Source organism: Pseudomonas sp. 2024-210 (genome assembly GCF_045062345.1).
GTDB lineage: Bacteria > Pseudomonadota > Gammaproteobacteria > Pseudomonadales > Pseudomonadaceae > Aquipseudomonas.
In genome coordinates this window covers 360,360-384,038 of record NZ_JBJGEJ010000001.1, presented here as the reverse complement: position 1 = coordinate 384,038, position 23,679 = coordinate 360,360, and the positions used below count along the sequence as shown (strand labels likewise).

At 58.5% G+C, this 23,679-nt stretch carries 13 protein-coding genes; 9 read left to right on the top strand and 4 right to left on the bottom strand.

Annotation, left to right across the window (positions count from 1 at the left end; translation table 11 throughout):
• Positions 1–70: 70 nt before the first annotated feature.
• Positions 71–1,036, bottom strand: coding sequence for a FecR domain-containing protein (locus ACI7MX_RS01735; protein ID WP_405588729.1), 966 nt, complete (start codon positions 1,034–1,036; stop codon positions 71–73).
• On the bottom strand, positions 1,033–1,521 hold the full coding sequence (locus ACI7MX_RS01730; protein WP_314485496.1) for a sigma-70 family RNA polymerase sigma factor: 489 nt from the start codon (positions 1,519–1,521) through the stop codon (positions 1,033–1,035). The genes ACI7MX_RS01735 and ACI7MX_RS01730 overlap by 4 nt, the downstream gene beginning before the upstream one ends.
• 178 nt (positions 1,522–1,699) lie before the next feature.
• On the opposite strand from ACI7MX_RS01730, the gene ACI7MX_RS01725 reads away from it, so the two are divergent.
• The 3 genes from ACI7MX_RS01725 to ACI7MX_RS01715 all read left to right on the top strand — a co-directional run bounded on the left by ACI7MX_RS01725 (position 1,700) and on the right by ACI7MX_RS01715 (position 5,870).
• Positions 1,700–2,260, top strand: coding sequence for a sigma-70 family RNA polymerase sigma factor (locus ACI7MX_RS01725; protein ID WP_314485498.1), 561 nt, complete (start codon positions 1,700–1,702; stop codon positions 2,258–2,260).
• A complete protein-coding gene (locus ACI7MX_RS01720) occupies positions 2,257–3,246 on the top strand; it encodes a FecR domain-containing protein (protein ID WP_314485501.1) in 990 nt (329 codons plus the stop codon). Before ACI7MX_RS01725 ends, ACI7MX_RS01720 begins: the two co-directional genes overlap by 4 nt.
• Positions 3,247–3,449: 203 nt before the next feature.
• Complete coding sequence (locus tag ACI7MX_RS01715; RefSeq protein WP_405588734.1) at positions 3,450–5,870, top strand: TonB-dependent siderophore receptor; 2,421 nt, start codon at positions 3,450–3,452, stop codon at positions 5,868–5,870.
• Between the two features lie 8 nt (positions 5,871–5,878).
• On the opposite strand, the gene ACI7MX_RS01710 is transcribed toward ACI7MX_RS01715, so the two are convergent.
• Complete coding sequence (locus tag ACI7MX_RS01710; protein WP_405588736.1) at positions 5,879–6,754, bottom strand: helix-turn-helix domain-containing protein; 876 nt, start codon at positions 6,752–6,754, stop codon at positions 5,879–5,881.
• Positions 6,755–6,872: 118 nt separating this feature from the next.
• Here ACI7MX_RS01710 and ACI7MX_RS01705 point away from each other — a divergent pair, with 118 nt between their 5' ends.
• From ACI7MX_RS01705 to ACI7MX_RS01680, 6 genes are all read left to right on the top strand, one after another.
• On the top strand, positions 6,873–7,778 hold the full coding sequence (locus ACI7MX_RS01705) for a DMT family transporter (protein ID WP_314485507.1): 906 nt from the start codon (positions 6,873–6,875) through the stop codon (positions 7,776–7,778).
• 861 nt (positions 7,779–8,639) lie between these two features.
• Positions 8,640–14,246, top strand: a complete 5,607-nt coding sequence (locus ACI7MX_RS01700) for a BapA/Bap/LapF family large adhesin (RefSeq protein WP_405634545.1) — start codon at positions 8,640–8,642, stop codon at positions 14,244–14,246.
• Between the two features lie 269 nt (positions 14,247–14,515).
• A complete protein-coding gene (locus tag ACI7MX_RS01695; RefSeq protein WP_405588743.1) occupies positions 14,516–15,883 on the top strand; it encodes a TolC family outer membrane protein in 1,368 nt (455 codons plus the stop codon).
• Positions 15,880–18,075, top strand: a complete 2,196-nt coding sequence (locus ACI7MX_RS01690; protein WP_405588746.1) for a type I secretion system permease/ATPase — start codon at positions 15,880–15,882, stop codon at positions 18,073–18,075. Before ACI7MX_RS01695 ends, ACI7MX_RS01690 begins: the two co-directional genes overlap by 4 nt.
• 42 nt (positions 18,076–18,117) lie before the next feature.
• Positions 18,118–19,332, top strand: a complete 1,215-nt coding sequence (locus ACI7MX_RS01685; protein WP_405588749.1) for an HlyD family efflux transporter periplasmic adaptor subunit — start codon at positions 18,118–18,120, stop codon at positions 19,330–19,332.
• Positions 19,333–19,535: 203 nt separating this feature from the next.
• Positions 19,536–20,396 carry an alpha/beta hydrolase family protein gene (locus ACI7MX_RS01680; RefSeq protein WP_405588752.1) on the top strand — a complete coding sequence of 287 codons (861 nt, stop codon included), beginning with the start codon at positions 19,536–19,538 and terminating at the stop codon, positions 20,394–20,396.
• Between the two features lie 26 nt (positions 20,397–20,422).
• Here the strand turns inward: ACI7MX_RS01680 and ACI7MX_RS01675 are convergent, their stop codons facing one another.
• Positions 20,423–23,569 carry a Mur ligase family protein gene (locus tag ACI7MX_RS01675; RefSeq protein ID WP_405588755.1) on the bottom strand — a complete coding sequence of 1,049 codons (3,147 nt, stop codon included), beginning with the start codon at positions 23,567–23,569 and terminating at the stop codon, positions 20,423–20,425.
• Between the last annotated feature and the right edge of the window lie 110 nt (positions 23,570–23,679).

The window sequence follows — 23,679 nt, the reverse complement described above, 5'->3', positions numbered from 1 at the left end:
CAGGTTTACGATCGCTGCGCAACCGGACGCAGCCTACGGCAGCTGCTACGGGGATGTGCAGCGCATTCACTCAGGCTTTTGCTTCAACGGTTACCCAGTACCGGGTGAAGCGCTTGATTTGCACGGGCAAGCTGACAGTCAGCAAGTCGAGTACCCGTTCGCTGTCATCTACCGGGTAGGTGCCGGAAATCAGCAGATCAGCCACCTTGGGGTCGCAGTTCAACTGGCCACGGCGATAACGTCCCAGTTCTGCCAGAAAGTCGCCCAGACGCATGTGCGCGGCCACCAGCATGCCGTCAGTCCAGGCACCCGTACCGGCGTCCAGCGGGCGCGGAGTGCTCCATGCCTGAGGGTTAAAGCTCAGTTGTTGATGGGCGGGCACAAGCAACGGACTGCCCGAGTGGGCGGTGGGCGCAAGGGCGACCTGCCCCTCAAAGACCGCCAGCTCTGTGCGCTCGGCGAACTGACGCACGTTGAGGCGTGCCATTTGCAGTCGCACGCGACCGTGGGCGGTCACTACATGAAGGGGACGTGCATCTTGGGCGACGGTGAGTTGCATCTCGCCTTCGAGCAAGCGAATCACACGCTGCTGCCCATCAAAACGCACATCCACGGAACTGGCTGTGTTGAGCTGGATCTGGCTGCCGTCGTGCAGGTGCAGCGTGCGTCGCTGGCCTAACGGGCTGCTGTAGTCCGCCAACAGGGGCGTGATGGGCAATTGATCGCGCAAGCCGTAGGTCAATGCTGTACCAGCCCCCAATAACAGCAACAGTTTCAGCGCCTGACGCCGGCCGTTGCGTTGCGGTGCATTCAGAGCCGCGTGGGCGAGGGGCGAGGATAAACCGCGCAAGCGCTGGTTGATCTGCTGAATATGCGCCCACGCACGTTGATGTTCACTGTGAGCCTGCAACCACTGTTCCCAAGCGTGCTGGCGGTGTGGCCCAAGCGGTCCTTCCTGCATTTCCACCAGCCAGCTCACGGCCTGTTCGGCGACGCCCGAGGAAATATCGACCGGGCTATTGAGCGCGCCGTTCACAGGGCGAAGTAGCAGCGCAGGGCGGCTTTATTCAAATGGCGTTTCACCGTGGCAATCGAAACACCGAGTTGAGCACCGATGTCGGCGTAACTCAAACCGTCGACCTGAGCCAGCAAAAAAGCGCGTTTGACGGGGTTGGGCAGGCCGTCGAGCAATTGGTCCAGCTCCATCAGGGTTTGCAGAATGATGGCGCGTTCTTCTTCAGAGGGTGCGAGCTGTTCGGGCATGTCGGCCAGCGCTTGCAGATAGGCGCGTTCCAGATCCTGACGGCGGTAATGATTGAACAGCACGCGCTTGGCGACCACGGTCAAAAATGCACGAGGCTCGGCAATGCTGGGTGTTTCGCGCGCGCTCAGCAGTCGCATGAAGGTGTCCTGAGCCAGATCGGCAGCACTGTGCGGGCAGCCGAGCCTGCGCCGCAACCAGCCGGTGAGCCAGTTGTGGTGGTCCAGATACAGGACTTCGACGGTATTTGACGGTGGCAACGACCACTCCATGGCGCGCGGGTGACGCTTTAGAGAACAAGAATTGTTCGCATTGTAGGGTCGGGTGATTGTATTGAGCAATCACCGCTGATCAAACACGGGCGCGCAGGGCCTCATCAAGCTTTGCGTATGAGAATATTTATCATTAGTATCGCTCTCCCTTTCGACCTGTACTGCGATGCTCATGAATCCCCCCGAACTTCAGGATGGCCCTGGCCGCGAAGCGCGCCACGGGCGAGCGCATTTTTTGCAGGTGTTTTTGTCCCAGCGTTTGCAGATGGAAGCACTGGTCAGTCGCCGTGTGGGCTGTCGGGCCACGGCGGCTGATCTGGTGCAGGATTTGTTTTTGCGTTTTTGGCGCAGGCCGCTGGTGCAGGTTGAAGAACTCAGCACCTATTTACTGCGCAGTGCTGGCAATATCGCGATTGATCACCTGCGCAACGAAGGGGTGCGCGGTCGAGTGGACCAACATTGGCAATGCGAGTCGGATACCCAAGGCAGCGAGCCTCAAGCCGCCCTGGAGGCGGGCAATGATTTGCGTCAGGTTGAGGCCGCCTTGCGCGGTTTGCCTGAACGCACGCGGCACATTTTTTTGCTTAATCGCATTCACGGCCGCACCTATGCCGACATCGCCAAGGTCATGGGCGTGTCTCAAAGCGCCGTCGAAAAACATATGATGCGTGCCCTGGAGGCCTGCAAGGCCAGTGTGCGTGAGCCCTGTGCAGAGAAAGTGTCGTGAACAATCGTTCGAGTGTCCCCGTCACCCCGCAGCAGGAGCGCACGGCGCTGGCGTGGCTCAGTGTGTTGCACGATCAGCCCGACAGTGGCGATCAAGCGACTTTCAGTCGCTGGCTCCAGGCCGACCCGGCTCATGCCCAAGCGTATGCTCAGGCACAGGTTGTGTGGGAGTTGAGTGAAGTGGCGGGCACGACGCTGGCGGATGAAGAGGCGCTGGTGTTGCAGCGTTATCTATCTGAAATGGACGTAAACCGGCGCAGCAGACGCAAGTATTGGACGGGCGGGTTAGCGATCGCGGCCAGCCTGTTGGTGATGGTGGGCGTGTTGGCGGGCTGGCAGCCCGGGCGTTGGGTCGATGATCTGGGCGCGGATTACGTTACTGCGCCGGGGCAGGTGCGAACTGTGCGATTGGCCGATCAATCCCAGGTCACGCTGGATGCTGACAGTGCCATTGCCGTTAACTTTAGCGGGGGTGAGCGCCATGTAGAGCTTCGCCGGGGCGTGGCGTTTTTTCACGTGACCCACACGGGCGAGCCTTTTGTGGTGGAGGCTCACGGTGGTGAAGCGCGGGTATTGGGCACCGAGTTTGAAGTGCGTTTGCAGCCTGAGGGCGCGCAAGTGACGGTGCTGTCCGGGCGGGTGGGGGTCAAGGCGGATAAAAATGCGACGCAACAGATAGTCGCCGCCGATCAACACATTGCTTATGACGCGGGAGTTGTAAGCGATGCGGTGCATCGAGTCGACAGCCAGAGCCGTCTGGCCTGGCGCACGGGTTGGTTAACCTATGCCAATACGCCGCTGGCGGAGGTCGTGGCGGATCTCAAACGCTATGACTCGGGGAATATTGTGCTGCTGGACAGTCAACTGGGTTCACGGCGAATCAGCGGCAGTTTTCCCAGTCATGACCCTCAAGCGGTGCTCAATTCGTTGCAGGGTGTGCTCGGGTTTGAGCAGCATCGGGTGCTTGGGCTGATTGTGTTGCGTTGACTTTAACCCTCACCCCAACCCTCTCCCATAGGGAGAGGGGGCAGGTGTGCGGTGTATTTGAATTTGCATGCGGTCAGCTCCCTTCGGGAGAGGGTAAAAATTATTTTCACTGCGCAAGTGAGGTAAACCCAAGGCTCATCCGTGTAGTGCTTGAAAATGCGAAAAATTCGTATTCCGTATCGAGTCGCACACAGGTCATGAGCATGAAGTGCAGGGCAAGTTCAGTGAAACAGTGGTTGGGGGCTTCGGCACTCGTGATGGCCGGGTTGGCGCTGAACCCGCTGTACGTGGCAATGGCGGGCGAGGCGCCGCTACAACAAGCCAGTGCGCTTTTTGATTTCAATCTGGCGGCCAAACACTTGCCGCAGGCCTTGAACGATTTCAGTCGTTTGACGGGACTCAGCGTGGTCTACACCGATCAAGCGCCCCTTGGCCTGCAAGCGCCGTCGGTCAAGGGCCGCATGACAGCTGACAACGCCTTGCAGCAGTTGCTTGCACTGACAGGCTTCAATGCCCGACGCACGGACGCCAATACCTTTGCGCTCGAACCCTTGCCCACTGTCGGTGCACTGAACCTGGGGGCTACCAGCATCATTTCGCAGACCTCCATCGACACCCGCTACCAGCCACCCGCCGTGTCATCGGTGATGCGTGGCACCGGTTCGTCCATGGAAGTCCCGCAGACCATCAACGTGGTCGCGGCACAGGTGATTCGCGATCAAGCGCCGCGCAATCTGGATGATGCGCTGAACAATATCAGTGGCATCACCCAGGGCAACACATTGGGCGGTACTCAGGACTCGGTGATGAAACGCGGTTTCGGCGACAACCGTGACGGTTCGATCATGCGCGATGGCATGCCGCTGGTGCAGGGGCGGGCATTGAATGCCGCCACGGAACGCGTTGAAGTGCTTAAAGGGCCAGCCTCGCTGCTTTACGGCATTCAAGATCCGGGGGGCGTAGTGAACGTGGTCAGTAAAAAACCGCAACTTGAGCAGTACAACGCGCTGACCGTGCGTGGCTCAACTTACGGCTCGGGCAAAAACGGCAGCGGCGGCAGCCTGGACAGCACCGGCCCCTTGGGCGATTCGGGGCTGGCTTACCGGATGATCATCGACCACGAGGATGAAGACTACTGGCGCAATTTCGGCCTGCACCGCGAAACCCTGATCGCCCCGTCGCTGGCCTGGTTTGGCGATAACACACACGTGCTGCTGGCGTACGAGCACCGCGAATTTCTGACCCCTTTCGATCGCGGTACGGCGATCAACCCGGCCACCAATCACCCGCTGGATATTCCGGCCACACGCCGACTCGATGAACCGTTCAACAACATGGAAGGACGTTCTGATCTGTACCGCCTTGAAGTCGATCACGACCTTAACGATGACTGGAACGCCCACCTTGGTTACAGCTGGAACCGCGAAACCTACGATGCCAGTCAAGTGCGAGTCACGGCGGTCAACCCGACGACGGGCACTCTGACCCGCAAAATGGACGGCACTCAAGGCGCCATCACCACCGACCGTTTCGCCACCGTCAGCCTGCAAGGCAAGGTGCAAGCGGCCGGCATGCAGCATGACCTGGTGTTCGGGGTGGATGATGAGTACCGCAAAATCTACCGCGCCGAATTGATTCGACAAAACAGCGCGTCCAACTTCAGCTACCTGAACCCGGTGTACGGCAATGAAGTGGCCGGCACCACGGTGAGCGCCAGTGACAGCAATCAGACCGATCTGCTGCGCAGCGACTCACTGTTTGCCCAGGATTCGATCCATCTGACCGATCAATGGATTCTGGTGGCCGGTGCGCGCTTTCAGAAGTACGACCAACTGGCGGGCAAAGGTATTCCGTTTAAGGCCAACACCGACACCAACGGTGTGAAGTGGATACCGCGAGCCGGCCTGGTGTACCGCTACACCGATGAGCTGTCGTTCTATGGCAGCTACACCGAGTCGTTCAAACCCAACTCCACCATCGCGCCGTTGACCGGTGGCCTGGTGCTGGATTCGGCCATTGCCCCGGAGCAATCCAAGTCTTGGGAGCTGGGCGCCAAGCTGGATATTCCGGGGCGCATCACCGGCACCGTGGCCCTTTACGACATTAAAAAACGCAACGTGCTGGTGTCGACTACGGTGGGTGAAGATACCGTCTACTCAACCGCCGGGCAGGTGCGTTCGCGGGGGCTGGAGCTGGATGTCAGCGGTCAGTTGAGCGATCAGTGGAGCCTGATCGGCAGCTATGCCTACACCGATGCCGAAGTGACCAAAGACGCGACCTATCAAGGCATGCGCTTGCAGAATGTGGCGAAAAACAGCGGCTCGTTGTCGGCGGTGTATGACTTTGGCAATGTGGTCGGTGGCGACACATTGCGCGTGGGCGGCGGGGCGCGTTATGTGGGTGAGCGCGCGGGTGATGCGCTGAACGATTTCGAATTGCCGGCCTACACCGTGGCGGATGCGTTTGCCACCTACGACACCCATGTTGAAGGGCAAAAAGTGAAGGTACAGCTCAACGTCAAAAACCTCTTCAACCGCGTGTATTACACCTCGGCGGCCAGCCGCATGTTTGTCTCCATGGGCGATGCAAGGCAGGTGTCCATTTCCACCACATTGGAGTTTTAGAGTCAGGTTTATGGCTTGAACGCCGCGCGGTACTCGCCCGGCGTGGCGCCCAGGCTCTGCCTGAAGCGATTGGCAAAATGGCTGGCGTTGGCAAAACCGCACGCCAAGGCGATGTCTCCCAAACCCAAGGTGCTGTTGCGCAGCAGTTCGCGGGCGCGGGCCAGTCGACGCGTTAGCAGGTATTGATGCGGCGGTACACCGAAGCTTTCTCGAAACATGCGCGCAAAGTGATAGGGCGACAGCGCGCACTGGTCGGCCAGTTGACCAATGCTCAGTGGCTCGGCCAACGAATGTTCAATGCGCTCCACCAGCTGGCGGCGTTGCCAGGCGGCCAGCCCACCCTTGAGTTGCAGCCCGTTGCGCATCCCCACCTGAGTCAGCAGGGCATGATCGAGCAGGGCGCTGGCCAGGCTGCTGGTGAGCAATCGCTCGCCCGGTTCATTCCAGTTCAACGTCAGCAGTTGATGAAACCGCTGAGTCTGGCGCGCATCATCCAAAAAGGTAAACTCACGCAGTTGCAGGGTACGCGGCTCTTTATCCAGCAGGCTGATACACCCCAGCGCGAATTGCTCCTGACTGACATACACATGGGCCAAACGAATTTCGCCATTGATGACCCACGCCGACTGATGCTCGGCAGGCAACACGCAGAGCTTGCCCGGCGCGCCCTTGGCACTGGGCTGGTCGCGGCGAAACGTACCGGTGCCACCCGAAATGTAGCAAGACAGGGTGTGATGACTCGGCGCCTCATAATCGCGGGCGTCGTGGTGGTTGGTCCACAAGGCCGCAGCCATTCCGTCACCGAGCTCGGCACAGTGCTCAAGGCGAGCATTGGGCGAGCGGCTCATGGATTGAAAGACTTGCAGGGTATCGAAAACGGGCATGAGGCCATCGTACTCCCTCGCCTCACGACTGCCAGCCCCGGCGCCACAAAAGCGCAAGAATCTGCAAGTGCGCGTGCAGAGCAGGACGCACACTGAAGGCCATCTTCAGGAGCGTGCCATGAACCTATCCTTGTACTTATTGACCGTGTTGATTTGGGGCACTACTTGGTTGGCGCTCAAGCTGCAACTGGGCGAAGTGGCCATTCCCGTGTCCATCGTGTACCGCTTTGGGCTGGCTGCACTGGTGTTGTTCGCCCTGTTATTGCTGAGCCGCAAATTGCAGGTGATGAACAGACGCGGGCACTTGATTTGTCTGGCTCAGGGGGTGTGCCTGTTTTGCGTGAACTTCATGTGTTTTCTGACCGCCAGCCAGTGGGTCACCACCGGCTTGATTGCCGTGGTGTTTTCCACGGCCACCCTGTGGAACGCCTTGAACGCGCGGATCTTCTTCAAACAAAAGATCGCCCGCAACGTATTGCTGGGCGGTGCGCTGGGCTTGCTGGGACTGGCATTTCTATTTTGGCCGGAACTGAGCGCACACACCGCCACCCCTCAAACGTTGCTGGGGTTGGGATTGGCATTGCTCGGCACGATGTGTTTTTCAGCAGGCAACATGCTGTCCAGCCTTCAACAAAAGGCCGGCCTCAGGCCTCTGACCACCAATGCATGGGGCATGTTGTATGGCGCAAGCATGCTGGCGCTTTACTGCGCACTGAGCGGCATCCCGTTCACGATGGAATGGAATGCGCGCTACATGGGCTCATTGCTGTATCTGGTGGTACCGGGATCGGTGATTGGCTTTACCGCCTACCTCACCCTAGTGGGTCGCATGGGGCCGGAGAGGGCTGCGTATTGCACCGTATTGTTCCCGTTGGTGGCGCTGAACGTGTCGGCCTTTGCTGAAGGTTATCAGTGGACAGCACCTGCATTGATGGGGCTGGTGCTGGTCATGCTGGGCAATGTACTGGTGTTTCGTAAACCCAAATCTGTAGCCGCGCCGCTAAACGTAGCCCCGGCCCGCTAAGTCACAGCGAGTGATCAGGAGGGTGGGCGTATCCCATCCTGATCACTCGCAAGGCACATGACGGCTCACCTTGAGCTATGACAATGCCCCTGCTTTACACTGATCATGCTGCGCGTCACCCCCTTACCATACCCACTATTTCACGCCGAAATGACACCTCTTGAAGGGTGGGTTATAGGCATTTAAATACCCATGGCGGCAAACCCAATGATTACAGGGCTTTTTCGTCATCGGTAGTACTTTGTATATAACGCTATTTAATAACTTTGAGGGGGCTCGGGTGAGTGTTCTATGTGCGTTGCCTTATCATTAAATAACACCCTGTGTGCACTGTGTTCAAATACCGTTGGCAGTGAATGTTGAGTGTGTGTGTGCGTTTTAATCCGTTTTTTTTAAACCTGATCGTCGTCGTTTTCATATTGAGACTCAACTGGCTAGTATGGTTAGAACTTTTCTGTGTGCAGTTTACTTGCACAGTGAATTCACACTCTTTACCCCCGTGATTTCATCGCGTGCAGTACAGGTTTAAACGGAATGGATAATGAATGGACTCAACTCAATGGTTATGTCGCGCCGTTACTCTCTACGGTGCTATGCCCGCTCTTGGTGCAGAACTCCACGTGCTTGTTCGACGCCCATGCATGCATTGAACGGCCCAGTAGGCAAAGTCGCAGAGATGCCGTAACCAGAGGCCTACAAGAGCCCGCTGGCGTCGGTTGAAACGTCAATGCTGTTCTCACGCCTCAATCTCTAACTCTTTAAACGAAGGCTCGGTGCGAGCGCCGACGCTGGGTATTTGCTCGCGCTGACTTTAATAGTGCGTTTGCTTGCCGCGTATTAATCCAAGAAAAAAGGTGGGATATGAACAATATAATGGTTGTCGATAAGGCGACGGGGGCGGTGACTGAAGCGGCGGGCAGTGTCAATTTAAAAGGCACCAGCATTGTAAAGTTACCCTTTGGCCCTGAAAGCATTCAGTCTTCCCAGCAAATAGGTAATGACCTGGTTGTTGTGCTTAAGTCTGGCGAGACGGTAACGGTTCAGAACTTCTTTACCTTGGGCGTGCAGGGTGCACAGAGTCAGTTGGTGCTGGAGAACGCTGACGGTAGTTTGATGTTGGCGCAATATTCCTCGCCTTATAGCGGTTTCACGTACACCCCCATTTCCGGGCTCGATGACCTGACACTGGCCGCTGCAGGTGATAGCAGCGTGCCGGATTGGGTCGTGTGGGGGCTGAGTTTGCTCGGCGCAGCCGGCGCAATTGCGGCTGTTAGCGGCGGTGGGGGCGGCGGAGGTGGCGGAGGTGGCGGTGACACTCCCGTCGATACCACGGCTCCCTCGGCCGCGAGCGGTTTGGAAGTCAGCAAGGATGGCACTTTTTTAACGGGTAAAGGTGAGGCCGGTACGCAAGTCACCGTCAAGGACGCCGCCGGTAATGTTATCGGTAAAGGCACTGTCGGCACGGACGGCAATTTTCAGGTCAATCTGGATCCGCCCAAGACCAATGGCGAGAAGCTTGAGGTCTCGTTGACCGATGGTGCGGGCAATCAGTCGCCTGTCAGTGAGGTTACAGCGGGCGATACCACGGCGCCTGATGCGCCGACAGAACTGGCCGTCAGCACCGACGGCCTGACCGTGACGGGTAAAGGTGAGCCCGGCGCGTCAGTCACCGTCAAAGACAGTGCTGGCAATGTCATCGGCAACGGCACAGTGGCCGCTGATGGCACCTTTGCGGTCACCCCGAATAGCCCGCAAACCAATGGCCAGCCCCTTGATGTAACCCTTACCGACGCTGCGGGCAATCAATCTGTGCCCACGACTGTGGTGGCGGGCGATACCACGGCGCCTGATGCGCCGACAGAACTGGCCGTCAGCACCGACGGCCTGAGCGTCACCGGTAAGGGTGAGCCCGGCGCATCAGTCACCGTCAAAGACAGTGCTGGCAATGTCATTGGCTCCGGCACAGTGGCCACTGATGGCACCTTTGCGGTCATCCCCAACGCCCCGCAGACCAATGGTCAGCCCCTCAACGTGACACAAACTGACGCGGCCGGTAATCAATCGTCGTCCACTCCGGTGACAGCGGGGGATACTACGGCCCCAGACGCTCCGACTGTTCTAGCCGTTAACGTTAATGGCGGGACCCTCACAGGCAAAGGCGAGCCAGGCACGACAGCCACCGTCAAAGATGCCGCTGGCAATGTGCTCGGCACAGGCACTGTGGCGGCCGACGGCACTTTTGCAGTCAAACTGGACACGTCCCAGACCAACGGCCAACCGCTTGACGTGACCCTCACAGATGGTGCCGGTAATGAGTCGCCCGCCACCAACGTGTTGGCGGGCGATACCACGGCGCCTAATGCCCCGACCGAGCTTGCACTGGCGGCTGACGGAGTGTCTTTCACCGGCAAAGGTGAAGTGGGCAGCACTGTTCACGTCAGAGACAACAACGGCAATTTACTGGGCACTGGCACTGTAGGTGCCGACGGCAACTTTGCCGTGACCCTGAACCCGGCGCAGATTGCCGGCGATCAAACGGGCACCACACTGACAGACGCCGCGTTGAACCAGTCGCTGGCGACCAGTTTTCTTGTACTGGGAGGTGGCCCGGGCGTGGAGCCTCCCCGTCCTTTGCCGCCTTCTGATCTGGTCGTGGCCCAGAATGGATTGTCTCTGACCGGCAAGGGGCAACCTCAGACCCTGGTTATCGTCAAGGATGCTGCGGGAACTGTGATCGGTACAGGTTTCGTGGGCACCGATGGCAACTTCACGATTACCTTCGGTTCTGCTCTTACCTCCGGGGATCGCGTAGATGTCACATTGACCAATACGGCAGGTGGCGTGTCCCCTGTCAGCAGCGTTATTTACACCGACAACACCGCTCCCGATGCCCCCACGGACTTGCTTGTCAGCGCAGATGGCATGTTACTGACCGGTCAGGGTGAGCCAGGTTCTACCGTCACCGCCAAAAACATTGCTGGCATTGTGATTGGCATTGGTGTTGTGGGTTTTGACGGTAATTTTGAAATACCCCTCACCCCGGCTCAGGTTAATGGCGAGGTACTGGATGTCACATTGACTGACCGCGCCGATAACGTCTCTAACTCGGCGAATGTAACTGCACCGGATACTGATGACACAGACGCTGATGCCGATGCGGATGCGGATGCTGACGCCGACGCTGATGCGGATGCGGATGCGGATGCTGACGCCGATGCCGATGCCGATGCCGATGCCGATGCCGATGCTGACGCAGATGCCGACGCTGATGCTGATGCTGATGCCGATGCCGACGCTGATGCCGACGCTGACGCTGATGCGGATGCTGATGCCGATGCCGATGCCGATGCCGATGCCGATGCTGACGCTGATGCGGATGCTGATGCTGATGCTGATGCTGATGCTGATGCTGATGCTGATGCTGATGCTGATGCCGATGCCGATGCTGATGCTGATGCCGATGCCGATGCCGATGCCGATGCCGATGCCGATGCCGACGCGGATGCTGACGCTGACGCTGACGCTGACGTTGACGCCGATGCCGATGCCGATGCCGATGCCGACGCCGATGCCGATGCCGATGCGGATGCCGACGCTGATGCGGATGCTGACGCTGATGCTGATGCTGATGCCGATGCCGATGCCGATGCCGACGCGGATGCCGACGCGGATGCCGATGCTGATGCTGATGCCGATGCCGATGCCGATGCCGATGCCGATGCTGACGCTGATGCCGATGCCGATGCCGACGCTGATGCGGATGCGGATGCGGATGCGGATGCTGACGCTGATGCGGATGCGGATGCGGATGCGGATGCGGATGCGGATGCGGATGCGGATGCCGACGCTGATGCTGACGCTGACGCCGATGCCGATGCCGATGCCGACGCTGATGCGGATGCTGACGCTGATGCCGATGCCGATGCCGATGCCGATGCCGATGCCGACGCTGATGCGGATGCGGATGCTGACGCTGATGCGGATGCGGATGCGGATGCTGATGCTGATGCCGACGCTGACGCTGACGCTGACGCTGACGCTGACGCTGATGCGGATGCGGATGCGGATGCGGATGCCGACGCTGATGCTGACGCCGATGCCGATGCCGATGCCGATGCCGACGCTGACGCTGACGCTGACGCCGACGCTGATGCGGATGCTGATGCGGATGCGGATGCCGATGCCGATGCCGACGCCGACGCGGATGCCGACGCGGATGCCGATGCGGACGCTGATGCTGACGCCGACGCCGACGCCGACGCCGACGCCGACGCCGACGCCGACGCCGACGCTGACGCTGACGCCGACGCCGACGCTGATGCCGACGCTGATGCGGATGCGGATGCTGACGCTGACGCTGACGCTGACGCTGACGCTGACGCTGACGCCGATGCTGACGCCGATGCCGATGCCGATGCTGATCCGGTCGCTTATGACGATCTAGCAACTGCCGATGTAACTATCAAACCGGTGTCTTCTAACCAGTTGCTTAACGATATGCGCGTTTATACCGTGTTGGGCGTCGGTGGAGTCATTGGTGTCGGGCAAAGTGAACAGGTTCAAGAGTTCACTATCTCGTCGGGCTCTTCAGGGACACTGAATTTGTCTGCGGGTCAGGGCGATTTGCTCTCGCTGTTAGGCGGGGGGGTGACTGCTCAACTTGAAGTGAAAGATGCAGCCGGCAATTGGTCGCCTGTTGCCCAAGGCAGTGCGGGTTCCGGATTGCTTGATTTGCTGGGCTTGTTTGGTGGTACGTCTGAGGCAAAAGTGGAAGGCCTGGCAGCCGGTCAGTACCGCTTCACCTTCAAACTTGACCCTAACCTGGTGACGGTTGTTGCCAGTGCAGTTGCCAAACTCAGTGTCACCGAGCAAAGCCTGACCGACTTCACGGGTGAAGCGGGTGAAGCAATCATCGGGAACGTCATCACAGATGCCGGTATCGGCGGAAATCCGGACGTTCCAGGTACAGGTGGCCCTGTCACGCTACAGATCAAAGTGAACGGTGTGTTTGTCGACCCCGATACCAACGGTACCGTTCTGGAGGGGCAGTATGGGCAACTGACGATCTCTGCTGACGGCAGCTACAAATACACCGCCAACGGCAACTTGGGCAGCATTGGTCAGGTTGATACCTTCGAATATCAACTGGTCAATGCATCCGGTTCCTCCACAGCCAAGCTTTATATCCGCATAGACACGCCGAATGCAGAGATAACCTGGAACCCGGCTGATCCATCGGCACCTGGCGTAGTGATTCCGGTTGCCAATAATGACTTGGGCACCACCCTTATTACGCTGGTACCACAAGCCGTTGAATCAACAGCAACCTTTAACTATGGCGTGCTGGTCTTTGGTGGCTCTGGTCAGGGTGGCAGTTTCACGGTGGCCGCAGGTAAAACAGCCAGCGTCGATGTTGTGGCACAGCTAGGCGGGGTCGGGGTGATCAGCGGCACTACCTTTGTGGTGCAGAAGGAAACGAGTCCCAACGTCTGGACTGATTTCAGGACGCTGACGGGTAACCCGGCCACGGTTTCCGGGCTGGAAGCGGGGACGTATAGATTCAAGGCCACAACGGGTTCTGTCTTGTCTGCCGGTACGGTTACCGTGAATGAAAAAATCACGATCACAGATCCGGGGACTCTCGTGTTTGGCCCAGCCAGTGCAGCGACCGGAAACGTGCTGACCGATACATTGGCCGGGCCGGACAAACTCGGCTCTGAACTGACGGTCCTCAGTGTCTTCGCCAACGGCGCCTACGTGATACCAGGGCAGGCGGGCACCGTGGTTGCCGGTGAGTTCGGCACGCTGATCCTGTTTGCCGATGGCAAATACACGTACACCCCGACCCAAGGACTTGGGGCTGACAAAATCGGTCAGGTGGATCACTTCACCTACAAACTCACCTCACCCACAGGCGAGTCCGACACGGCCGATCTGTACATTCGCCTGGACAAGCCAGACAGCGGTCTTGTCTGGGACGATGCAAACCCGGGGGCTCCGGCCACGAATGCTCCGGCCGTTGCATCACTGGCGCTCGATGAACAGTCGATTGCTGCGGATGACGGGACACCCACGGATGAGGCTGCTAATGCTGATCACACCGATCCTGCTACCGACTTTGCCCACGTCGCTTCAGACGCGGGTACTGAGGGACTGTTGTGGGAGGGCAGTGATGCGGCCATCAACCTCACCGATCTGATCGGCAAGGTCAGTGGCATTGACACCATCGACCTGAATAACGTCAGCGCGGTTGACCTGACCTTGAGTCTCGAAGACCTGGTGTCCATCACAGGCCCCGAGGCAGATCGTCTGGTGATTCAGGGTGACGATCAAGACAGCGTCCACCTGACCGGCAACTGGTCGTCTGGCGTCAGTCAGGTACAGAACGGTCTTGAGTACGTGATCTACACCAGTCCGGAAGATCAGACCCATCAACTTTGGGTTCAGAGCGGCATCACCGTGGTGTAAGTCGCACCCCTTAACCCGGGCCGAAAGGCCCGGATTGATGCATTAACGGTATTGCGACGATGGCCCGGGGCCTGGATTAGCCCCGGTCTGTTGTTGTGTGCATCGGCCTTAACCGGCGTGCATGTGATACCCCTTTGCTGTTTCGCTGAGTGAGCCTTTATCGGGTAACACTCATCTGGGGGCTGGATTTGAGGCATAAAACGCTGGTCAGACATTTATCTGCCTTGTGTGTGGCAGTCGCAGTAGTTCCGCTGCCCGTAGAGCGGATCATGGCCAAACCGTTTTCCGACGACGCCCAGGGCGTCAGCATCATCAGTCCAAGCAAACTGGACACGAATTTACCGGGTGGACCCATGGGCGTCAGTGCGCCTGTGCCACCGCAACATGTAATCCCGGACACCCTCGACCTGAACCGCGCCGTGCAGTTGGTGGTGGAGTGGCATCCGGCAATTGCCGAATCCATTGGCAAGTTGTTTCAACAGAACCAGAACGTGACCATTGCCCGTTCCGGTTATTACCCGCAAATCAGCGGCGGCCTGCGCTCGGGTTATGACAGCGGGGTCTCCGGTAATGGCCAAAGCCAGGCCTTTACGCTGTCGATGTCGCAGATGCTGTATGACTTCGGCAAGGTGTCGAGTTCCGTCGACAGTGCCCGGGCCCGTGTCAGTGGGAGTCAGGCGGGCATCCTCTTGGCCATTGATCAGGTCACGCGCGAAACTTCGTTTGCGGTGATTGAACTGCAACGGGCGCAAACCCTGGAGGTGCTGGCGCGGGACCAGGTCAAGGGTGTTTCGGCCATCGCAGAACTGGCGAAAAAACGCAGCGATATGGGGGCCAGTACCCGTTCTGACCTGTTTCAAGCGCGTTCGCGGGTCGAAGCGGCCATTGCCACGCAGTTGCAATACGCCGCGCAGTTGAATCGCTGGCGCAGTGCCTTGGCCAGCCTGTTGGGCACGCAAACCACCGTCAATGTCTCGCCGGGTTTCCCCGACACGCTTGAGCATTCTTGTCAGGGTGTAGTGCCCGACGAAGCGGTAACGCCTTCGCTGTTGATCGCGCAATCGCAACAGGTCGATGCGGTGGCGCAAATTGCCAACGCCCGCGCGGAGGGCTTGCCCACCCTGTCGCTGGACCCGGAACTGACGCAGTACCTGGACAACAACGACAGCGATATTCAGGGCGGGCGCGACAGAACCCGCTACGGGGTGTTCCTCAATGTGAAAGTGCCGATCTATCAGGGCGGTGCGATCAACGCCCGCAAGGCTTCGGCCGAACAGGCTTTGCGTACGGCTCAGGCCGCCAGCGACGCGGCCCGGCTATCGGTCCGGCAGGGGTTGCTGGAGGCGCGGGATCAGATTTCGAGCCTGGCACAGCGCCTCACCACGCTGGATTTTCGCGAGCGCAGCATCACGGAAACCAAAGACTTGTACCAACAGCAATATTTAGAGCTGGGAACCCGGCCGCTGTTGGACCTGCTCAATGCCGAGCAGGAAATCCATCAGGCGCGCATGGACCGTGAAAATACCTCCGCCGACTTGCGGCGCCTGAAGATCGATTGCCTCTACAACACCGGTGGACTGCGCACGGCGTTCCATCTGGACAACAGCGCGATACAAGGCGTGGAGATCCAACCATGAACGATGCCGTGATGCTTGAGGCTGATACGCAAGCCGCTGCACAAACTGCGCAAACAACGCTCAATCGCTCTTGCGCGCTGGACTACGAAGTGTGGCTGGACGCCATTTTGCTGGTGGCCCGGCATTATCGGCTGGAATGCTCGGCGCAAACCGTGCGGCTGGCGGTGCAGTGGACCGAAGGTACGGTGGTCGAGGACGTGGTGCGGCAGATGGCCCGCCAGGCCGGACTCAACTGCATAATTGCAGACTTTTCGGCCACGACCCTGATGCAGCGGCAAATGCCGTTGGTCGTGCAACTGGATGATGGCCAGATCGGCGTGCTGCAAACCGTGGGGGATGACGATGATTTAGGCATCATCTACAGCGGTGATGCCGGGCTGCAGAGCCGCATCACGCGTCAGGATCTGATTGAGCACGCCTGTAAAATCCTGATTCTGCGACCCATGCGCGCGGTGCGCGATGCTCGCGTTGATGACTATATAAAGAGCTACCAAAAGGACTGGTTCAAAAATATTGTGCTGCGTGATGTGCGCCCGTACGGCTATGTGATGCTGGCGTCACTGGTGACCAGCGTACTGGGGCTGGCCGGAGTGCTGTTTTCAATGCAGGTCTATGACCGGGTGATCCCGGCCGAGTCGCTGCCGACCTTGTATGTGCTGTTCGGCGGCGTGCTGCTGGCGTTGCTCTTCGATTTCATCATGCGCATGACCCGTGTACGAATCACCGACATGCTGGGCAAGCGCGCGGACATGCGCGTCTCGGATCTGGTCTTCGGGCATGCCATTCGCCTGCGCAACAGCGCACGGCCCAAGTCCACCGGCTCGTTTATTTCCCAGCTCAAAGAGCTGGAGCAGGTGCGTGAACTGATCACCTCCAGTACCGCCACAGCCTTGGCGGACTTGCCATTTTTCCTGCTGTTTCTGGTGATTTTCTGGTTTATTGCTGGCCCCCTCGTCGCGGTGCCCTTGGTGGCGGTGCTGTTTATGGTGATTCCGGGGCTGTTGTCGCAAAAGAAACTGGCGCGCATGGCCAATGAGTCGATGCGCGAAAGCTCGCTGCGCAGCGCAATGCTGGTTGAAACCGTGCAAGGGCTGGACGACATCAAGGCCCTGCAAGCCGAACAGCGCTTCCAGCAGCAATGGAACCACTACAACGCCAGTTGTGCGGATGCCAATTTGCACCTGCGCTTGCTGACTAACCGGCTGATCAACTGGAGCAACACGGTTCAAGGCTCGGTATTTGCACTGGTGATCGTGTTCGGTGCGCCTTTGGTGATGGCCAGCGACATGACCACCGGCAGTCTGGTGGCCGCGTCGATTCTGTCGTCACGCATGATGGCGCCGATGGCGCAGCTCACCCAGGTGCTGACCCGTTGGCAGCAAGCCAAAGTTGCGCTTAAAAGCCTCAACAACATCATGGAACTGCCAGTGGATCACGCCGAGGGCAGCAAACGTGTGCATTTGCCGGTGGTGCGAGGCGATTATGTGCTGTCGCAGGCTGCGTTTCAGTACGCCGACGACGCGCCAACGCCCGCCTTGCTGGTGGCTGATCTGAAGATCAAGCCGGGTGAGCGCATCGCCATTCTAGGGCGCAATGGAGCGGGTAAATCGAGTTTGCTTCAGGCATTGGCCGGGATGCTAGACCTCAAGGCCGGTAGCATCAGCCTTGACGGCGTGGCACTGGCCCATATCGACCCGGCCGATGTGCGTCGAGACCTGGGGCTGCTGACGCAGAACTCCCGGCTGTTTCACGGCACCCTGCGAGACAACTTGATCATGGGCGCCCCCCATGCCACCGACGCAGAAATACTCCACGCACTGTCGGTGACGGGGGCGGCGGATTTTGTCGCAAAGTTCGCCAATGGTATGGACCACTTGATCCTCGAAGGTGGCTTTGGCCTGTCGGGCGGGCAACGCCAGTCATTGCTGTTGTCACGTCTGATTATCCGCCAGCCGCACATCGTCCTGCTGGATGAACCGACGGCCTCACTGGATGAAGCAACCGAGCGCAGCCTTATTCAGAACCTGGACAAATGGGCCGCGCATCGCACCTTGATCATCGCCACACACCGCATGAGCGTGCTGAGTCTGGTGAACCGAATCATTGTCGTCGATAACGGCAGGATCGTCGTGGATGACACCAAGGAAAATGCCATAACGCGGCTTTCCAAACCTCAAAAGGCGCCGCAATGAAGATGACTTCACCCCCTGTCGTCATGGCTGAGGATTGCGCCCATGAACAAGCATAAAAAAATCCCGATACTCGCCCGTGAAGACGACAGCGATCGGTCGTACCACGATGGGGTCGATGAAAGCATCGTGGTGCGGGCTACGCGGGTGGTCTGGTATGCCTTTGCCTTGCTCGCCGCCTTTGGTGCCTGGGCTTATTTCTTTGAGGTGGATGAAGTCTCCAACGGCACCGGCAAAGTCATCCCGACCTCGCGTGAGCAAATCATTCAATCGCTGGAGGGCGGTATCGTTACCGAATTAAACGTGAGCGAAGGCGACATCGTTAAAAGTGGCCAGGTGCTTGCCCGACTCGACCCGACCAAAACCGAATCCAACTTCGATGAGAGCGCCGCCAAATATCGGGCGTCGCTGGCCAGTGTGGTGCGCTTGCAAGCCGAAGTGAATAGCAAACCCTTGAGCTTTCCCGACGAGCTTCAGCGTTTTCCGGCGTTGATGCGTGCAGAAACTGACTTGTATACGACGCGGCGCAAGGGGCTGGAAGAGTCACTGGCCGGGGTTCGCTCTTCATTGGCGCTGGTGCGCAGTGAGCTGGACATCACCGAGAATCTGGCCAAGGTGGGCGCTGCCAGTAATGTTGAAGTGTTGCGGCTCAAGCGGCAAAAGGCCGAGCTGGAGTTGAAACTGACTCAGGCCCGTTCTGATTACATGGTGCATGCCGGTGAGGAGTTGGCCAAAGCCAATGCTGAAGTCGAGACCCTGTCTTCGATCATGCGCGGACGTTCCGACTCAGTGACGCGCCTGACCCTGCGTTCGCCTGTTCGCGGAATTGTCAAAGGGATTGAAGTCACCACCATTGGTGGCGTTATCCCGCCCAATGGTCGCTTGATGCAAATTGTGCCGCTGGATGAACAGTTGCTGATTGAAGCCCGCGTGTCTCCGCGCGACATAGCCTTCATTCACCCGGATCAAGTGGCCAAGGTCAAAATCACCGCTTACGACTATGCCATTTATGGCGGGATGGACGGCAAAGTAGTGACCATTTCCCCTGACACCATTCAAGACGAAGCCAAGCCCGAGGTGTTCTATTACCGCGTCTTTATCCGCACAGATGCTGACGTATTGAAGAACAAAGCCGGTAAAACCTTCTCCATCGTGCCGGGCATGATTGCCTCGGTGGACATCAAGACCGGGCGTAAAACCGTGCTCGACTATTTGATCAAGCCGATGAACCGCGCCCGCGAGGCATTGCGTGAACGCTAAGAGCCTTACCGCTCATCTGCGTAGCAGCGGACGAGTAGCACGAGGCCGCGTCCGGTTGCGTAGCAACCGTAAAACCATTCAATGCGGTGTGTCAGTTGCAACCCGTTGACTGGATTACGGCGACTGCGTCCCCGGACGCGGCCTCGTGCTACTCGTCCGCTGCTACGAGGATGTGGGTTTCTTTCGTTTTGATGATCGTTGTGATGCTGGCAGGCGCCGCCAACGCACAGGAGCGTAACGACAACACCCCTCCATTGCTGTGGAACACCCCCGCAGACAAGGCAACCTGCAGTCAGCCAACCTCCGCGCTGTGGGTCGAGTTTGGCTCAGCTCACGCCTGCATTCGCTACTTTGTCGGGGCTGCGCTAAGCCGTGCGCCCGTGGCGATTGTGATGTTGCATGGCGATCGCACCATTGAAATGCATCGTGCTCCCGAAACCATTCAGGGCAATACCCTGGCGGCCAAGGTACGGCAAGCCGCCGTGATGACGCGTCGGGCCGGTGTGCCAGTGGTGATCATGGCGCGTCCGGGCACCTACGGCTCCAGTGGCAACCATGGGCAACGGCGTCAGGCACAAGAGTTTCTCGCGTTGAATGCAGCCCTTGATGAATTACGCCAGCGCTACGGCATTGGCCAGTTTGTGTTGTTGGGGCACAGCGGCGGTGCGACGGCGGTCGCAGCGTTGTTAACGTTGGGCCGCACTGATGTGAAATGTGCGGTCATGACCAGTGGCGCGTTCGACTTGGTGCAGCGTGCACAAATGATTCGTCGGAGCAAAGGGCTGCCTTCCCGACCGGGGCGCGATACCAATGGGCTGCTCAACCCCTATGATCCTGGGCAACACATCGACGGCATCAAAAAGGTGCCCGAGCGTGAACTGTTCGTCATCGGCAACCCTGACGATCAGATCGCGCCCTTTAGCTTGCAGCAAGGTTTTTACAACGCGCTGAAGCGGGCAGGGCATCAGCCTCGGTTGATCAAAGCCGCCGCGTTGCCGCCCGCCAATCATCAGCTGCGCAACGACATCGGCCTCAAGACCGCCGCAGCCTGTGCCAAAAATTGACACACCCCCTGCGGCATGGCCAACCGCTATGAAGCCGTCAGCCACCTGCTTACCTGTGAAAGCCCCGTTGCGCCCGAACTTTTGACCAGCACCCAATCGCCCGGCGCAAACCAGTGACCGCGTTGTTCCAGCAGCGCTTCGTTCAGTGCCTGAGCGTTTTCAAACCACAACATCGGCAGTTCATCACCCAAGGCGTGGTAAAGCGCCTGCATGTAAGGGCCACACAACACCACGTGGCGGGGCGAAGCGTTACGTACGTGTTCAGCCAATTCCAGATGGTAACGCTGGCTGTCTGGCCCCAATTCCAGCATGTCACCCAGTATCAACACACGCTGAGAGGGCGCAATCGGCAAGTCCGTCACAGATTGCAAGGCGGCCTGCATGGAGCCAGGATTGGCATTGTATGCATCGTTAATCAACTGAAACTGGCCTTCGCCACAGGTGAACGACTGCACATTGCCACGGCCCTCAACCGGGGTGAACTCAGTCAACAGGTGCAAGGCCTGACTGGCCTCCAGCCCGGCAGCCAGCAGGGTGGCCAACACCGCCAGAGCGTTGATGACCATGTGTTTGCCGCGCGCTTTGAGGGTGAAATCGAAGGTGTGCTCCCCGTGTCGTGCCTGAACGCTTACCTGATCGGTCTCATTGCGCCAATCCAGTAGATGCAGATCGGCCTGCGGGTGCTCACCAAAACTGATGATGTGCAACTGCGCGGTGTTGGCGGCTTTGGCAAACACCTCGTAAAACGGCATGTCGCGGCACAACACCGCATGACCGCCAGGGGCCATGGCACTGAAAATGGCGCTTTTTTTGCGTGCCAGATTTTGCAGCGTGCCGTGATATTCCAAGTGAGCCGGCGCCAGGCCTGTCACGACGGCAATGTGCGGGCGAACCAGTTCTGAATTCATAGGCATGCGGCCCACGGCCATTTCCAGCACCCAGAACAGGTTCGGTGCTGTCAGGCTGGCCATGTTCCAGGCAATGCCGTGGGGCAAGTTGGCGTTGCCCTCGGTTTGCCCGACTGCCCCCCAATGGCGCAGCGCATGGCCAAGCATGGCCACCACGGTGGTTTTGCCAACGCTGCCGGTCACCCCCACGACCTTGCCTGCGAAACGCTGGCGGATAGAGCGGCCCATTTGCAACATGGCTTGCTGGGTATCGGCCACTTGCAGGGCCGGTATACCGCAGTTCAGGTAGGGCGTCGGGTCGACGCAGAGAAAAGCGGATGGCCTGCGCTCAGGAGTGGCGCTGGCCCAGATGCGTGCCAGCCGTGCCTCACTGGGTTGCACTTTGGAGGGATGACGATTCAGCATTCGCAGCGGCTTGAAATACGCCATGGAAGGCGCCAGGCCACTGGCGCGCCAGCCTGCATCGGGCAGTTCAGCCCATGTCCCTTGGGTGGCGTTGGCCAGTGTGGTGGCGTCCCAGCTCAGGTCACTGGCTGGCGCTTCGGGCTCAACAGGTGACTGCACCTGCGGGGCTCCTGCTACCAGATAGCGGTGATAGGCAATCAGGCCGGACAGGTAGTGTTCAACATCGTCTATACGGACCCGAAAGGCGTGGTGACGAATGAAAAATGAGCCAACGATGCGTGCCGGATTGCGCATGAACATCGCCATTTCCGGCCAGAAATAACCATTGAGCAGATAGCGGGCCCGGTGGTGCAGGGCGGTATAAAACGCCTGCAAGTCGATTGCTTTGAGCAAATGGCGCAGCGCGGGCAGTTGCTCGATTCGCGCCAGCATTTGCTGGGCCGCCATCATCAGTTCAAGCAGGGTGGGGAAGGTCGTGATGCGTTGCTGAACAAAGCCCAGATACCCCGCGACGTTGCTTAACCCAAAGCGGAAATACTTTTCGTCAGGACGGTAGCGAGTCAGCTCGTTGACGCAATAGCTGAGCCAGTGATCATGCTCGCGCCAATGTTCCTTGAGAATAAAGTAGTCGAAGGCTTTTTCCACCACCGAAAGCCAGCGCTCATTGCGACTCAAGGCATAGAGGCGGATAAGGCCGAAGGCGGCTTCGCCATCGTAATAAATGATCCTGAAGGCTTCTTTCAGGCTCAAGTCATGGGCGTGCAATACATGCACGAACGCCCCGGTGACGGAGTCTTGCATCCATGCCATGCCGTTGGCGAGGGCCTCCAGCAAAGGTAAGTAGTGATCTGAGCCGGTGACTTCGCTGTACTTGACCAAGGCCAGCAGACACACCGCATTGCCGCCCAGCTTGATCTCGTTTCCGGTATCCAGCAGAAAAGCCGCTGCGCTGCCATCAGGCAGTGTGTAAAGCTTGATCAACTCTTGTGTCAGGTAGTTCAGAGCGCGATCAATCGAGGCCTTGAGCGTTTCATTTCCGCTCAGTGCCCAAGCCTCAATCATTGAGTAGGTACTGCTGGCGTGACGCAAGGTGTTGTAGGCATTGATGGGCCGATCGAAACACGGAAAGTAGCCGTAAATGAACTGCCCGCTGGCCTGAACCTGCCGGCTCAAGTAATCCGACGAGGTCTCGATGGTGCTTATTGCCTTATCCGGCGTCAGCGCAGCCAAGTGACGCCATCCGGTCTCGGCACCTGTGCTGTTGAGGGGGTAGGCAATGGCGTCTTCGGCGCAAAACACCCCTGCAGTATCAAATAAATAAACCGTGGTCTCAGGCTGTTCGTGTACTTTTTGAGCAGCGGCTACCGCTGCGCCCCCGGTAAATCGCCGTTTGGCGTAGATCGCGAAATTGCCGTTGTTGAATGTGGCGTGTGCACACTGAGATCCGCCATACAGAATGGCGTTGGCGTTGAGTTCCTGTTCCGTCAGGGCGCAATGCAACTGACTGTCAAAGGCAATGCCGCGGCGAAAGTAATTTCGTTTATGGCGATGCAGGCGCTCGGTCAACGATGCCCAAGTCATGGGCGTGATATTGATTGCACGTTCGACTCGAAGCCACAGCGCAAAATGCTCGCTTGAACGAGCCGCCAGCACTGTGAGTTTTTCCTCGATTTGCTTGACTCCGCCCGCCCAGGCCTCTGCAAAACTGTCGGCACTGATATGCACAGTGTGAGCACGTTGCCGAGTATCACTGATCGAGAAAAACAGTGTGCAGGGTTGAGCATTATCGGCAGCGATGGGCACGGCTTGGGTTTGACGGAAAAAAGCATGGGCTGCGAGTAATTGCTGACTCAAAGGCATGATAAATCCAACAAAGGAGATAAAAAGACGATGTTTTTTATATGAACGAAGCTTCCTTACACCGCAAACCTGCGCTGTACCTTCCAACGAGTTAATACCAAAGTATTAAC

Bases quoted from the DNA above. Each gene is read 5' to 3' on its own strand.
- ACI7MX_RS01725 (WP_314485498.1), top strand. From the start codon at position 1,700: ATGCTCATGAATCCCCCCGAACTTCAGGATGGCCCTGGCCGCGAAGCG.
- ACI7MX_RS01715 (WP_405588734.1), top strand. From the start codon at position 3,450: ATGAAGTGCAGGGCAAGTTCAGTGAAACAGTGGTTGGGGGCTTCGGCA.
- ACI7MX_RS01710 (WP_405588736.1), bottom strand. From the start codon at position 6,754: ATGCCCGTTTTCGATACCCTGCAAGTCTTTCAATCCATGAGCCGCTCG.
- ACI7MX_RS01705 (WP_314485507.1), top strand. From the start codon at position 6,873: ATGAACCTATCCTTGTACTTATTGACCGTGTTGATTTGGGGCACTACT.
- ACI7MX_RS01700 (WP_405634545.1), top strand. From the start codon at position 8,640: ATGAACAATATAATGGTTGTCGATAAGGCGACGGGGGCGGTGACTGAA.
- ACI7MX_RS01695 (WP_405588743.1), top strand. From the start codon at position 14,516: ATGGCCAAACCGTTTTCCGACGACGCCCAGGGCGTCAGCATCATCAGT.
- ACI7MX_RS01690 (WP_405588746.1), top strand. From the start codon at position 15,880: ATGAACGATGCCGTGATGCTTGAGGCTGATACGCAAGCCGCTGCACAA.
- ACI7MX_RS01685 (WP_405588749.1), top strand. From the start codon at position 18,118: ATGAACAAGCATAAAAAAATCCCGATACTCGCCCGTGAAGACGACAGC.
- ACI7MX_RS01680 (WP_405588752.1), top strand. From the start codon at position 19,536: ATGCTGGCAGGCGCCGCCAACGCACAGGAGCGTAACGACAACACCCCT.
- ACI7MX_RS01675 (WP_405588755.1), bottom strand. From the start codon at position 23,569: ATGCCTTTGAGTCAGCAATTACTCGCAGCCCATGCTTTTTTCCGTCAA.